This window comes from Pseudomonas sp. (assembly GCF_040514055.1).
Classification (GTDB): Bacteria; Pseudomonadota; Gammaproteobacteria; order Pseudomonadales; family Pseudomonadaceae; genus Aquipseudomonas.
The window spans coordinates 15967-29706 of sequence record NZ_JBEVDL010000009.1 but is presented as its reverse complement, the minus strand read 5'-3'; the positions used below and the strand labels follow the sequence as shown (position 1 = coordinate 29706).

Below are 13740 nucleotides of genomic sequence, written 5' to 3'. Positions count from 1 at the left end.
ACTTAGCCGCTGAGGCGATTGCGGCCGTCCTGCTTGGCCTGATACAGCGCGCGGTCGGCCCGCGCGATCAAGGTCTGCAAGCTGTCCTCGGCCGTGAGCTGTGCCAGGCCCAGCGACACGGTGACGCCGGGCAACATGCCCACGGGCGAATGAAAGGTTCGCGCTTGTTCCAGGCTCTCGCGCAGCCGTTCGCCGATGGCGCGGCCTTCCTCCGCGGCGATTTCCGGCAGCAGGATGACGAACTCCTCACCGCCATAGCGCACCACGATGTCCTTGAGCCGCAGCTGGTTGCGCAAGGTGTGGGCGACCAGGCACAGGGCGTAGTCGCCCGCCAGGTGGCCGTGCTGGTCGTTGAAGCGCTTGAAGTGATCGACGTCGAGCATCAGCATGCTCAGCGGTTGGTCATTGAAGCGGCAGCGGGTGCTTTCCCGCTCGAACGCATGTTCCAGCCAGCGGCGGTTGTAGGAGCCTGTCAGGGTGTCGAGGTTGGCATTCTGTTCGCTGTCGAGAATCAAGCGGTTGCCCTGGCGCACCCGCTCACACAGCAGTTCGAGCAAGTTCTGCATCAGTTGTGGCGACTGGCTGAACAGGTTGATCAGCGAAGCGCGGTGCAGGCGCAGCACCAGCGAGGGTTCATCGGCCACGACGTAGGCCGACGGCCGATCATTGTCGATAAAGCTGATTTCACCGACGCATTCCCCCGCCTCGAGCGTGCTGACCGCCTGGTTGTCCAGCGAGCCCAGATAGACTTTCAGCCGGCCTTCGAGCAGCAGGTACAGGTACTGGTTGCGGTTGAAGGGCGACAGCAGCACTTCGCCCGCGGTCAATTCACAGGCGCGAAACTCTTTGAGCAGCTGTTGCAGGCTACTGGCGGCGACATTCTGGAACAGTCGCAAATGACGGAGTTGTTGCAGGTCTTCCTGCCAACGAGCACTTTTCATCAAGGGATTAACGGCCTGGCAGGCGATTCAGACAACGATCAAGGGAAGCGGAGGGCATCACAGACACATCCTGTCGGGGGGCGGACTCCTGATGCGACCATAGGCAAGTCTCTCAGGACTGGCAATGCGCGGGAAAAACCCAAGCGACCAGTGGTTGTGGCCTTGGAGCCAGGCACGCGCACTTAGTTCGCCTGTGTCGGGCACCTGACACCAGGCGGCGACCCGAGGGGGAACGCGCCAGGGCCGGCCGAGCTGGCTCCCGGTTCGCGCCAGTGCCCCAGCCAGAGCCTTTGTCGGGGTGGAGCCGGGCGTGAAAATTCCAGGCGCCATTTTTTTGGCGACTTAAAAAAATCGACGAATGGCAGCCTATTAACATCACTTTGCTCCGATCAGCCCTTCATGGGCCGGTGTCGGCCAGTCGAATGCTCAGCCAGTCGCCAATATCGCGGATCTGCTGGGGCAAGACCTCGTGGGCCATGGGGTATTCCTGCCAGCTGACCGTCACCCCTTGGGCGGCGAGGAAGTCGTGCGCACCGCGGCCCATGGCGGGCTGCACCACGTCGTCGAAACGGCCATGCTGAAAACAGGCGGGAATTTGTTGGGCGGCGGCAGGCACTTGCACCCCGTCACCGAACGTGGGGCCGTAGGTGGACAGGGCCAGCACGCCACCGAGAGGGCCCTGCCAGCGCAGGAAGGCTGTGTGCAGGACCACGGCACCGCCTTGGGAGAAGCCCGCCAGGATAATACGCGCGGGGTCGATGCCACTGTCGCGCTGGGCTTCGATCAGTGCCATTACCTGCAGGGCGGAGCGCTCGAGCTGCACCCGGTCGATGGCCCGGGCCGGACTCATGGCCAGGATGTCATACCAACTGGGCATGGGGTGCCCACCATTGATGGTGACGGGCTGCACCGGCGCCTGGGGCAGGACGAATCGGGTACTGCGCAGGCGCGCTTGCAGCGCTTCGGCGACGGGCAAGAAGTCATAACGGTCCGCCCCCAAACCGTGCAGCCAGATCACGCAGGCATCGGCGGTTTGTGTGGGCTGAAGTAGCAGCGGCTCGTGCATAAAAGCTCCGGTGCGGTGCGGTCGCCCTAAAATGGGGCGTGCGCCGATCAAGGGTTGATTGAATTGCTTAACAAGATGTCGCAAGGCTGACCGTTTTGCTCTTGACCTGTTTTTATCCCGTCCTGGCGGTGGGTCTGGTACGGGCTTTGCTATGCTCAGCCCCGCACTGAACGGGACGTGCCTGCGGTAACACTCTTGCGGCAGACAGGTGGCGTACAGCGCGAAATCCGCAGGCGGGGATTTCGAAAAAAGCCCGTTTCTTCATGCGCCGCTCCGTGGCGTTAACGCGTACGATGATGTGTCTCCAGTCCATTTGACCGATGGGCGGGGGGTGAGTTTTAGCCTTGACGACCATGGCCATCTAAACTCGCGCCTGAGGTCCGCGCCCGGTTCCGCTCGACGCTGTTCGAGCGAGTGGAACCCGCCCCACAAGGGTACGGTGCTAGGACCGAGACTCCAACACAACAAGAGCAACTGGAGGTTTTTAATGAAGATGGTGAAATCCACCCTGGCAGTGCTGACCACTGCAGCGGTACTCGGTGTCAGCAGCTTCGCTCAGGCGGGCGCAACTCTTGATGCAGTGCAGAAGAAGGGCTTCGTTCAGTGCGGGATCAGCGATGGTCTGCCGGGCTTCTCCTATGCCGACGAGAAAGGCAATTACCTGGGTATCGACGTGGACGTCTGTCGTGCCGTGGCAGCTGCTGTCTTTGGCGATGCCAGCAAAGTTAAATTCAGCCCGTTGACCGCCAAGGAGCGTTTCACCGCGCTGCAGTCCGGCGAAGTCGACATCCTCTCGCGCAACAGCACCTGGACCAGTTCACGTGATGCGGCCATGGGCCTGAACTTCACCGGCGTGACTTACTACGACGGCCAGGGCTTCCTGGTGAACAAGAAACTCGGCGTCTCCAGCGCCAAGGAACTGGATGGCGCGACCGTGTGCATCCAGGCCGGTACCACCACCGAGCTGAACCTGTCCGACTACTTCCGTGCCAATGGCCTGAAGTACACCCCCATCACCTATGACACCTCCGACGAAAGCGCCAAGTCGGTCGAAGCCGGCCGTTGCGACGTGTTGACCTCCGACCAGTCGCAGTTGTACGCACAGCGCATCAAGCTGGCCGCACCGGATCAGTACGTGGTACTGCCGGAAGTGATCTCCAAGGAGCCTCTGGGCCCGGCCGTTCGCCAGGGTGACGAGGAGTGGTTCGATATCGTGCGCTGGTCGCTGTACGCCATGGTCAACGCCGAAGAACTGGGTATCGACTCGAAAAACGTGGTGGAAACCGCCAAGACCACCAAGAACCCGGACATCGCGCGCCTGCTGGGTACCGAGGGTGAGTTCGGCAAGGATCTGAAACTGCCGAAAGACTGGGCCGTACAGATCGTCAAGCAAGTGGGTAACTACGCAGAAGTCTTCGATCGCAACATCGGTGCCGGCAGCGCACTGAAGATCGAACGCGGCCTCAACGCCCTGTGGAACAAGGGTGGTCTGCAGTACGCACCGCCAGTGCGCTGACCATCCGCACCGTGGCGCCAGTCCTGGCGCCGTGGTGTCGTTCTTGACCATGTGAACCCCACGCCCGCACTTGCGGGCGTCGGGCTTCCAAGAGGGCTGTTATGCAAACTACTGCCAATGCCCCGCGTCCTCGGGGGTCGGTGTGGACCGACCCGCAGATTCGCGCGTGGCTCTTCCAGATTATTGCCGTTATCGCGGTTATCGCGTTCGGCTGGTACCTGTTCGACAACACCCAGCACAACCTGGCCCAGCGCGGAATCATTTCCGGCTTCGGCTTCCTCAACAACAGTGCCGGGTTCGGCATCGCCCAACACCTGATCGACTACAACGAAGGCAACTCCTACGGACGGGTGTTCGTCGTCGGCCTGCTCAATACCCTGCTGGTGTCGGTTATCGGCATCGTGCTGGCGACCCTGATGGGGTTTCTGTTGGGCGTGGCGCGGTTGTCACCGAACTGGATGTTGCGCAAGCTGGCCACCGTCTATATCGAGACCTTCCGCAACATCCCGCCGCTGCTGCAGATCTTCTTCTGGTACTTCGCGGTGATGCTGGCAATGCCGGGACCGCGGGCGAGCATGGACCTGGGCGGGGCGTTCTTTTTGAACAACCGCGGTCTCTACCTGCCGTCGCCGGTGCCGACCGAAGCCTTTATGCCGTTCCTGCTGACGTTGATCGCCACCGTGATCGGCATTGTGCTGCTGGTGCGCTGGGGCCGTGCGCGTTTCGAGGCTACCGGTAAACCCTTCCCCCTGCTGATCAGCTCGCTGGCCTTGCTGGTGGTGGTCCCGGGGCTGTCGGTGCTGGTGGCGGGCAATCCGCTCACCCTGGACATACCCACCCTGACCGGTTTCAACTTCCGCGGCGGTTGGGTATTGATCCCCGAATTGATCGCCTTGACCCTGGCGTTGACCATCTACACCGCGGCCTTTATTGCCGAGATCGTCCGTTCCGGGATCCAGGCCGTCAACCACGGCCAAACCGAGGCGGCGCGCTCCCTGGGGCTCAAGCCCGGCGTGACGCTGCGCAAGGTGATCATTCCCCAGGCGCTGCGCGTGATCATTCCACCGCTGACCAGCCAATACCTGAACCTGGCGAAGAACTCCTCGCTGGCCGCCGGTATCGGCTACCCGGACATGGTGTCGCTGTTCGCCGGCACGGTGCTGAATCAGACCGGCCAGGCCATCGAGGCGATCGCCATAACCATGAGCGTGTACCTGGCCATCAGCCTGAGCATTTCGCTGCTGATGAACTGGTACAACAAGCGCATTGCGCTAGTCGAGCGGTGAGGAAAAACGCATGACGACCCATATTTTCAAACCGAACCTGCCGCCACCCCCTATGAGTGTCGGCGCGGTCGCCTGGCTGCGAGCCAACCTGTTCTCCAGCGTGTTCAACACCCTGCTGACCCTGTTTGCTGCTTACCTGGTCTGGCTGATCATCCCACCGCTGGTGCAATGGGCCTTTATCGACGCGGACTGGACCGGTACCACCCGTGCCGACTGCACCGGGGAAGGCGCCTGCTGGGTGTTTGTGCAGCAGCGTTTCAGCCAGTTCATGTACGGGTTCTACCCCAGTGAATTGCGTTGGCGGGTGGACCTGACCCTGTGGCTGGCGATCTTTGGCGCTGCGCCGCTGTTTATTCCGCAGATGCCGCGCAAGGCTGTCTACGGCCTGGGCTTCCTGGTGGTGTTCCCGCTGCTGGCCTACTGGCTGCTGCACGGCGGGTTCTTTGGCCTGAGCGAAGTGTCCACCAGCCAGTGGGGCGGGTTGATGCTGACTCTGGTGATCGCCTCGGTGGGCATCACCGGCGCCTTGCCGCTGGGTGTGTTGCTGGCCCTGGGCCGACGCTCGAACCTGCCGGCGATCCGTGTGCTGTGCGTGACCTTTATCGAGTTCTGGCGCGGCGTGCCGTTGATCACCGTGCTGTTCATGTCCTCGGTCATGCTGCCGTTGTTCCTGCCCGAGGGCCTGAGCTTCGACAAGCTGGTGCGCGCGCTGATCGGCGTCATCCTGTTCCAGTCGGCCTATATCGCCGAAGTGGTTCGCGGTGGCCTGCAGGCGATTCCCAAGGGTCAATACGAAGCGGCCGCGGCGATGGGTCTGGGCTATTGGCGGATGATGGGCCTGGTGATTCTGCCGCAGGCCATGAAGCTGGTGATCCCCGGTATCGTCAACACCTTTATCGCGCTGTTCAAGGACACCAGCCTGGTGATCATCATCGGCCTGTTCGACCTGCTCAACAGCATCAAGCAAGCCACCACCGACCCGGCCTGGCTGGGGATGGCGACCGAAGGCTATGTCTTCGCGGCCTTGATTTTCTGGATCTTCTGTTTCGGCATGTCCCGCTACTCCATGCACCTGGAGCGCAAGCTGGACACTGGCCACAAGCGTTAGGAGTTTTGTCATGAGTGAAGTTAACAAGCAGGCCCCGAGCGCCGCGCCAGGCATGATCCAGATGCAGGGCGTGCACAAGTGGTACGGTCAGTTCCACGTGCTCAAGGACATCAACCTGAACGTGCAACAGGGCGAGCGTATCGTCCTGTGTGGCCCGTCCGGGTCCGGCAAGTCGACCACCATCCGCTGCCTCAACCGTCTGGAAGAGCACCAGCAGGGTCGCATCGTGGTCGATGGTACCGAGCTGACCAGCGACCTCAAGCACATCGAAGCGATCCGTCGTGAAGTGGGCATGGTGTTCCAGCACTTCAACCTGTTCCCGCACCTGACCGTGCTGCAGAACTGCACGCTGGCGCCCATGTGGGTCCGTAATGTGCCCAAGCGCCAGGCCGAGGAAGTGGCCATGCATTACCTGGAGCGCGTGCGCATCCCGGAGCAGGCCCACAAATTCCCGGGGCAGTTGTCCGGCGGCCAGCAGCAGCGTGTGGCCATTGCCCGTGCCCTGTGCATGAAACCCAAGATCATGCTGTTCGACGAGCCGACCTCGGCCCTCGACCCGGAAATGGTCAAGGAAGTGCTGGACACCATGGTCAGCCTGGCCGAGGACGGCATGACCATGCTCTGCGTGACCCATGAGATGGGCTTTGCCCGTACCGTGGCGAACCGGGTGATCTTCATGGACAAGGGCGAGATCGTCGAAGAAAACGAGCCGAACAGTTTCTTCACCAACCCGCAGAACGATCGCACCAAACTGTTCCTCAGCCAGATCATCCACTGATCCTCTGGTTGTACGAGCTGTGAAAAGGAGCCGCAAGGCTCCTTTTTTATTGGCAGGGCGCACGGCGGCGCACAGAGGTCGGCATCGCGCGAAAGCGGGTATCCAGCGAGGATATGGGGTGGGCTCGGTGCGTGGTTCGGCGACCGTCCAGCGTTTTGGGCCGCGGCGGGTTGCTGGTTTTTTTGCGGCGATGGGTATCGCTGCGCTCAACCCCTCCTACGGGGCTGCCGGTGGCGTTGAACCTTTCCGCTCCAGAACGGTAATCCTCAGGACCTCGTCATACCCGCGAAGGCGGCTATCCAGCGAGGATGTGGGGTGGGCTCGGTGCGTGGTTCGGCGACCGTCCAGCGTTTTGGGCCGCGGCGGGTTGCTGGTTTTTTTGCGGCGATGGGTATCGCTGCGCTCAACCCATCCTACGGGCTGCCGGTGATGCCGAACCTTTCCGTTCCGCTGCCGGGCTCAATTGGAGTGCCGTACCCTGCGGCGATAGGCGCCCGGGGTTTCACCGCAGAGCTGCTTGAACAATTTGGCGAAGGCGGCGCGGTCGCTGTAGCCGACCTGGCCGGCGATCTGCTCCAGGGTGCGGCCTGGATGGCGCAGGGCGGTCTGCGCGGCGCTGATGCGCAGGCGCTGCAGGTAGTCGTTGGGCGTCAGCCCGGTGCTGCTGCGAAAGCGCCGCAGCAGGGTGCGCGGCGAGCAATGGGCTTGCTCCGCCAGGCGCGTCAGGTCCATGGGTTCGGCGTAATGGGCCTGCAGCCAGTCCAGCAGCGGATCGATCAGCCCATCGCCGCCGCCCGGTTCCGGCAGCAGGGGCGCGAAGCGCGACTGCTGGCCGCGTTGGCTGTCGATCACCAGTGCCGCGGCGACCCGTTGCGCCAGCCCGTCGCCGGCATGCAGGCCAACCAGGTACAGGCACAGATCCAGCCCCGCCTGGGCGCCGCCGGAGCAGAGCAGGTTGCCGTCGTGGGTCAGGAGTTCATCGATGGTCAGCCGTACAGCGGGAAAACGTCGGCGAAATCCCTGGGCCAAGGCCCAATGGGTGGTGGCCCGACGCCCGTCGAGCACCCCGGCTGCCCCCAGGAGAAAGGCACTGCTGCACAGGCTCGCCAGTGGCCTCAGGGCGGCGCGCCGGGCCAGCCAGGGCAGCAGGGGCGCGTTGGCCGCCAAGGTCAGCTCGATGGCCGTGCCGGTCGCGGGCAACAGCACCAGGTCGGCCTGGTCGGCCAGCGCCAGGCCACCGTCGACCCGGATACGGGCGAAGTCCAGCTCCACCGGTTGGCCGTCGAGGCTGAAGCGCTGGATGCGGAACAGCGCCTGCCCGGCCAGGCGATTGGCCAGGCCGAAGGCGTCGCCGATCATGCTCAGGCTGGAGCAGACCGTTTGCGGGCAGACATAGAGCGCGAGGCTGAGCATGGCGGTGGTCATTCGAGCGATTGGCGATTATGGACACAAAGCTGGCCATTTAGCCAATCGTTGTCCCGACCTTTGCCAGCCATACTGAGCGTCGTTGCCAATCGCCGGAGTTTTTGCATGAGCCACCCCAATGCCGAACTGATCACCCGTTTTTATCAGGCGTTCCAGCACCTGGACGCCGAGGCCATGGCCGCCTGTTACACCGAGGATGTGCAGTTCAGCGACCCGGTTTTCACCGACCTGCGCGGCGCCCAGGCGACGGATATGTGGCGCATGCTGGCCAGTCGGGCCCAGGGCTTTTCCCTGAAGTTTTCCGAGGTCCAGGCCGATGACCGCGAGGGGCGCGCGCGCTGGGTGGCGACCTACCTGTTCAGCCAGACCGGTCGTACCGTGGTCAACGATATCCGGGCGCGTTTTGTCTTTCGCGACGGCAAGATCTGCCAGCACCGGGATCGTTTCGACCTGTGGCGCTGGTCACGCCAGGCCTTGGGTATCAAGGGCTTGCTGCTGGGCTGGACGCCGCTGGTGCACAACGCCATTCGGGCCCAGGCCGCCAAGGGCCTGGCAGCCTTTCGCGGCGGGCGCTAAGTTGCGAAAGGCTACAGGGCCGCGGCTCTGAGCAGGGTGGCCAGGCAGCGGCCACCCGGGTTGGGAATCAGCCCTGGCTGTCTTCAAAGCGGCCTGCGGCACGGTTCTTTTTCACCTTGCCGGCTTCGAAGATTCGCCCGCTCATGGCTACATAGATGCCATCGGCCAGGCACTGCAGGGCGCCGATGGCGACGCCCAGGTTGAAGGGTGCGTCGGTGCTGCGCATGCGCGCCGGCTGCATGGCGCCGGTGAACAGTATCACCTTGCCCGGCAGGTCCTTGAGCACCTCGGCGGTCAGGGTCATGGTATCGGTGCCGTGGGTGATCAGGATATGCCGGGCCGGGCAAGCCGCGACCTTGGCGCGGATCAGGGCACGGTCCTCGTCGGTCAGTTCCAGGCTGTCCTTTTTCACCAGGCTTTCCACCGCGTACTCGAAGGTCACCGCTGCTTCGCGGAGGATTTCCGGTGCCATCGGCTCGCCGATCTGGAAGTCGGACAGGGCGTCGTAGTAGACCTTGTCGAAGGTGCCGCCGGTGGTGAAGATCTGGATATTCATAGGGTTCCCGGTTCAGGTAAGTCGTTGGGCGTGGCGCGGATTATCTCTGGTAAGCTCGATGCCGCCAATTTTGTCGAAGCCAGCGATGCCTACCGCCGCGAAATCTCCTCAGTGCGAAGATCCTGTCCACCTGGTTGAAGACGTTGCCGGGGCGGTAAAAGCCACGCTCAAAGCCTGGTTCGTTTACCTGGTACGGGCTGAAAACGGCGCCTTGTATTGCGGGATCAGCGACGACCCGCAGCGGCGTTTCGCCGTGCACCAGAGCGGCCGCGGCGCGCGCTTCTTTCACTCCAGTCCGGCGGTGGCCCTGGTCCATGTCGAGGCGTGCGCCGACAAGGGCGCGGCCCTGCGCCGCGAGCGGGCGATCAAGGCGCTCAAGAAAAGCGCCAAGGAGCGCCTGGTGGCGGGTCTTATGGATGGCCTGGATGATCGACTATCAGTCTGATCGGGTAGGCCCGCGTGGAGGGGACGCGTAAGCTTCGGAGTCACCGTCCCTGCCGCCGAGGCCCGCATGTCCGAACTTATCCTGCACCATTACCCGACGTCGCCGTTCGCCGAAAAGGCGCGCCTGCTGCTGGGCTTCAAGCAGCTGTCCTGGCGTTCGGTCAGCATCCCGGCGGTCATGCCCAAGCCCGACCTGACGGCCCTGACCGGCGGTTACCGCAAAACCCCGGTGTTGCAGGTCGGCGCGGATATCTACTGCGATACCGCGTTGATCGCCCGCCGCCTCGAGGCGCACAAGGCCACCCCGGCGCTGTATCCCGAAGGCGAGGAATTCAATGTGGCCAGCTTCGCCCAATGGGCCGACTCGGTGGTGTTCCAGCATGCGGTCAGCCTGGTCTTTCAGCCGGAGTCCATTGCCCTGCGCTTTGCCCGCCTGTCGCCCGAGGCGGTCAAGGGGTTCCTCAGCGACCGCGCCGGGCTGTTCAGTGGCGGCACAGCCAGTCGCCTGCCGCTGGAGCAGGCACGCCATCAATGGCCGACCCTGATGGCGCGCCTGCAACAGCAGCTGTCCCGCGAGAGCGGCGACTTCCTGTTTGGCGAGGCCTCGATCGCCGACTTCGCCATGGCTCACCCGCTGTGGTTCCTGCGCGGCACCCCGGTGACCGCGCCGCTGGTGGACGAGCATCCGGCCGTCGTCGAATGGCTGAACCGGGTGCTGGGCTTCGGCCATGGCTCGCACAGCGAGCTCAGCGGCGAGGAGGCCATCGCCATCGCCCGTGAAGCGACCCCGGCGGCCTTGCCGGACGAAACCTTCAGCGATCCGAACGGCTTCAAGGCCGGACAGCAAGTGGCGATCGCCGCCACCGATTACGGGGTCGATCCGGTGCAGGGCGAGTTGCTGTTCGCCGGTACTGAAGAGCTGATCCTGCGCCGCGAGGACGAACGGGCCGGCGTGGTGCATGTGCACTTTCCGCGCTACGGCTTTCGCGTCGAGGCCTGCTAAGCCTGGGCGGCTGCGCAGCGTCCGTCCGCCGAGTCAGGCGTCGCGCAGCGCGTCCAGGTCCGCCGGCAGGTGTGCCTGGGGCCATTGCAGCTCAAGGCGCTCGAACACCCGCGCCAATAGGCTGGCGACCAGCAGGTCGCGTAACCAGCGGTGATCCGCGGGGATCAGGTACCAGGGTGCGTGCGGGCTGTCGCTGGCAGTCATGACCTGGGTCCACTGCGCCTGGCTGTGCGCCTGTGACGGCGCTTCGAGCAGGTCGCTGGCCTGCAGCTTCCAGCGTTTGTGCGGCAACGCCAGGCGCTGTTGCAGGCGCTGCTGCTGTTCAGCCGGGGAGATATGCAGGTAGCACTTGAGCAGGTGGGTGGGCGGCTGCGCCAGCGAGCGCTCGAAACCGCAGATCTGCACCAGGCGTGCGGGCACCTCGTCCGGCGGGCACAGTCCCGCCTGCGGGTCGCTGACCAGGGCCTCGTAGTAACTGCGGTTGAAGACGCCGAGCAATCCGGCCTCCGGCAGTTGCTGGCGGTAGCGCCAGAGGAAATCCTGACGCCGTTCATGCACGTCGGGTGCCTTGAAATTGCTCAGGCGCAGCCCCTGGGGGGCAAAGGCATTCAGCACCCGGCGGATCACCGCATCCTTGCCGGCGCCATCCGGACCTTGCAATACCAGCAGCAGGGCGTCCTGTCGATTGGCCCAGAGGCGGGTCTGCTGGTCGTTCAGCCAGGGTTTGAGGCGCTCCAGGCGCTCCAGGCCGTCGGCCTCGTCCAGGTCCCAGTGGCGTGCTGGATCGCGCTCGAACCCGCGGCTGGAATCCCAGCGGCAGTCGTCCAGCAGCGCGTCGGGCAGGCGTGACATCGTGCCTCCTGAATCAGTGCTTGCGGCGTTTCAGCTGGTCGGTCAACTGCGTCGGCAGGTTGCGGATCACCAGCATGTCCTGGGCTTCATCGTATTCGATCTTGGAGCCGAGCAGGTGTGCCTCGAAGCTGATCGACAGGCCTTCGGCGCGGCCGGTGAAGCGCTGGAACTGGCTCAGGGTGCGTTTGTCCGCGGGGATCTCGGGCGACAGGCCGTAGTCCTTGTTGCGGATATGTTCGTAGAAGGCGCGGGGGCGCTCCTCGTCGATCAGCCCGGACAACTCCTGCAGGCCCATGGGCTCACCGATACGCGCCTGGCTACTGGCATAGTCGACCAGGGTCTTGGTTTTCTCCCGGGCGGCCTCTTCAGGCAGGTCTTCGCTTTCGACGAAATCGCTGAAAGCCTTGAGCAGGGTGCGGGTTTCACCCGGGCCGTCGACGCCTTCCTGGCAGCCGATAAAGTCGCGGAAGTACTCCGACACCTTCTTGCCGTTTTTGCCCTTGATAAAGGAGATGTACTGCTTGGAGTGGACGTTGTTTTTCCACTCGGACAGGTTGATCCGTGCCGCCAGGTGCAGCTGGCTGAGGTCCAGGTGCTTGGCCGCCTGCACGTCCAGGGAATCGGTTACCGCCACGCCGTCGCTGTGGTGCAGCAGGGCGATGGCCAGATAGTCAGTCATGCCCTGATGGTAGTGGGCAAACAGCACATGGCCCCCCGTGGACAGGTTGGATTCCTCCATCAGCTTCTGCAGGTGCTCCACGGCCTGGCGACTGAACGCGGTGAAATCCTTGTTGCCGTCCTGGTACTCCTTGAGCCAGCCGCTGAAGGGGTGGGCGCCGGACTCGGCGTGAAAGAAACCCCAGGCCTTGCCCTGTTTGGCGTTATAGCTCTCGTTGAGGTCCGCCAGCATGTTCTCGATGGCCTGGGACTCGGCCAGCTCGCTGTCGCGGGCGTGCAGCACCGCGGGCGTGCCATCGGGTTTTTTCTCGATCAGGTGGACGATGCAATGACGAATCGGCATGGGTCTCTCTAACGTTGCGCAGGGGGCCAAGACCGGACAGTTTACCCGACCCGGCGCGCTGACGGCGGGTATGTCGCGCTGTACGGCTCGTGGCCCCAGGCATGGCCGCTCGCAGGTACTGCTGGGCGGTCACGTGGGGTTGAACCAGTCTTGCATAAACGCGATGCAGTGCAGCAGCTTGGGCGGCACGAACTGGCGCGCCGGGTACAGGGCATAGAGGGTCAGTTGTGGGCGCGCCGCCTGGGGCAGAACTTCCACCAACTGCCCGCTGGCGAGCTCCTGGTGACAGACGAAATCCGGCAGCAGGCCGATGCCCAGCCCGTCCAGTACCAGCTGCTTCATAAACAGCGTGCTGTTCACCCTAAGTGTGCCCTGGATGGCGATACCCCCCTCCAGTGGCCAGATGTGCTTGCCCTTGAAGTAACTGTACAGGAAGCCGTTGTGCCGCTGCAGGTGCTGGACCTCGGTGATGGGCGGATGGCGCAGCAGGTAGGTGGGTGCGGCGCAGACCTTGTAGCTGAAACAGGTCAGGGGTTTGCCCACAAAGCTGGAGTCGAAGGGACGGCTGCTGGCGCGCAAACCGAGGTCGAAGCCATGCTCGACCAGGTCGAGGGACTCGTCGCCCAGGTGAATATCCAGTTCGAGCTGTGGGTAGGCCTGCATAAAGGCGGAAAAGGCCCGCGACAGATCGGTCAGTCCAAGGGCCATGGGGGCGTTGATTTTCAACCTGCCGCGCGGTTGCGTTTGCTGGTCCTGAACATAGGCCTCGGCATCCTCCAGTTGCAGCAGCAGGGCGCGGCAGCGTTGCAGGTAGCCTTCGCCAACGGGAGTCAGTTGCAGGTTGCGGGTGGAGCGGTGGATCAGGCGTGCACCCAGCGTGGCTTCAAGGCGGCTGATTTCCTTGCTGACCAGGGATTTTGAACTGTTTTGCGCGTCAGCGACCTTGGTGAAACTGCCCAGGTCGGCCAGGCGAACGAAGAGGTGCATAGCCCGCAGTTTATCCACGATGTTTCCATTTTAAGAACAGTTCATCCCTATTCTAGGTCTTTATGTTGACAATGAGCGGCCGTAGGCTGAGATCCCTGTCCCAGTTCCGAGGCTTCGTTATGGATCGCTATTTTTACCCGGCTGGCGGCCGTACCCCTGTCGACCCGCCTGCGCAGCAGGG

At 63.4% G+C, this 13740-nt stretch carries 14 protein-coding genes; 7 read left to right on the top strand and 7 right to left on the bottom strand.

The annotated features are described in order from the left end of the window. Nucleotides 1-2 precede the first annotated feature (2 nt). On the bottom strand, nucleotides 3-941 hold the full coding sequence (locus tag ABWY06_RS02290) for a GGDEF domain-containing protein (protein ID WP_353923943.1): 939 nt from the start codon (nucleotides 939-941) through the stop codon (nucleotides 3-5). A gap of 397 nt (nucleotides 942-1338) precedes the next feature. Beyond that, the gene (locus ABWY06_RS02285) at nucleotides 1339-2007 is read right to left on the bottom strand and encodes an alpha/beta hydrolase (RefSeq protein ID WP_353923942.1); all 669 of its coding nucleotides are present in this window, start codon (nucleotides 2005-2007) and stop codon (nucleotides 1339-1341) included. 487 nt (nucleotides 2008-2494) lie between these two features. Between ABWY06_RS02285 and ABWY06_RS02280 the strand changes: the two genes are divergently transcribed. The 4 genes from ABWY06_RS02280 to ABWY06_RS02265 all read left to right on the top strand — a co-directional run bounded on the left by ABWY06_RS02280 (nucleotide 2495) and on the right by ABWY06_RS02265 (nucleotide 6695). Continuing rightward, nucleotides 2495-3523, top strand: coding sequence for an amino acid ABC transporter substrate-binding protein (locus tag ABWY06_RS02280; RefSeq protein WP_353923941.1), 1029 nt, complete (start codon nucleotides 2495-2497; stop codon nucleotides 3521-3523). A gap of 101 nt (nucleotides 3524-3624) precedes the next feature. Continuing rightward, entirely contained in the window at nucleotides 3625-4809 is a 1185-nt protein-coding gene (locus tag ABWY06_RS02275) for an amino acid ABC transporter permease (RefSeq protein WP_353923940.1), read from the top strand. Nucleotides 4810-4819: 10 nt separating this feature from the next. Then, nucleotides 4820-5917, top strand: a complete 1098-nt coding sequence (locus tag ABWY06_RS02270; RefSeq protein WP_353923939.1) for an amino acid ABC transporter permease — start codon at nucleotides 4820-4822, stop codon at nucleotides 5915-5917. A gap of 10 nt (nucleotides 5918-5927) precedes the next feature. Then, nucleotides 5928-6695 carry an amino acid ABC transporter ATP-binding protein gene (locus ABWY06_RS02265; protein WP_353923938.1) on the top strand — a complete coding sequence of 256 codons (768 nt, stop codon included), beginning with the start codon at nucleotides 5928-5930 and terminating at the stop codon, nucleotides 6693-6695. A 459-nt stretch (nucleotides 6696-7154) separates the two neighbouring features. Here ABWY06_RS02265 and ABWY06_RS02260 read toward each other — a convergent pair whose 3' ends face one another. Next, on the bottom strand, nucleotides 7155-8108 hold the full coding sequence (locus ABWY06_RS02260) for a GlxA family transcriptional regulator (RefSeq protein WP_353923937.1): 954 nt from the start codon (nucleotides 8106-8108) through the stop codon (nucleotides 7155-7157). Nucleotides 8109-8225: 117 nt separating this feature from the next. On the opposite strand from ABWY06_RS02260, the gene ABWY06_RS02255 reads away from it, so the two are divergent. Beyond that, entirely contained in the window at nucleotides 8226-8696 is a 471-nt protein-coding gene (locus tag ABWY06_RS02255; protein ID WP_353923936.1) for a nuclear transport factor 2 family protein, read from the top strand. Nucleotides 8697-8763: 67 nt separating this feature from the next. On the opposite strand, the gene ABWY06_RS02250 is transcribed toward ABWY06_RS02255, so the two are convergent. Continuing rightward, nucleotides 8764-9252, bottom strand: coding sequence for an asparaginase domain-containing protein (locus ABWY06_RS02250; RefSeq protein WP_353923935.1), 489 nt, complete (start codon nucleotides 9250-9252; stop codon nucleotides 8764-8766). Between the two features lie 85 nt (nucleotides 9253-9337). Here ABWY06_RS02250 and ABWY06_RS02245 point away from each other — a divergent pair, with 85 nt between their 5' ends. Further along, entirely contained in the window at nucleotides 9338-9697 is a 360-nt protein-coding gene (locus tag ABWY06_RS02245) for a GIY-YIG nuclease family protein (protein WP_502948137.1), read from the top strand. Nucleotides 9698-9763: 66 nt separating this feature from the next. Continuing rightward, nucleotides 9764-10699 (top strand): glutathione S-transferase N-terminal domain-containing protein, encoded by a 936-nt coding sequence (locus ABWY06_RS02240; protein ID WP_353923934.1) that lies wholly within the window; start codon nucleotides 9764-9766, stop codon nucleotides 10697-10699. Between the two features lie 33 nt (nucleotides 10700-10732). Here ABWY06_RS02240 and ABWY06_RS02235 read toward each other — a convergent pair whose 3' ends face one another. From ABWY06_RS02235 to ABWY06_RS02225, 3 genes are all read right to left on the bottom strand, one after another. Then, a complete protein-coding gene (locus ABWY06_RS02235) occupies nucleotides 10733-11551 on the bottom strand; it encodes a polyphosphate kinase 2 family protein (RefSeq protein ID WP_353923933.1) in 819 nt (272 codons plus the stop codon). A 13-nt stretch (nucleotides 11552-11564) separates the two neighbouring features. Continuing rightward, complete coding sequence (gene yejK / locus ABWY06_RS02230) at nucleotides 11565-12572, bottom strand: nucleoid-associated protein YejK (RefSeq protein ID WP_353923932.1); 1008 nt, start codon at nucleotides 12570-12572, stop codon at nucleotides 11565-11567. A gap of 129 nt (nucleotides 12573-12701) precedes the next feature. Next, nucleotides 12702-13559 (bottom strand): LysR family transcriptional regulator, encoded by an 858-nt coding sequence (locus ABWY06_RS02225; protein ID WP_353923931.1) that lies wholly within the window; start codon nucleotides 13557-13559, stop codon nucleotides 12702-12704. Nucleotides 13560-13740: the final 181 nt, after the last annotated feature.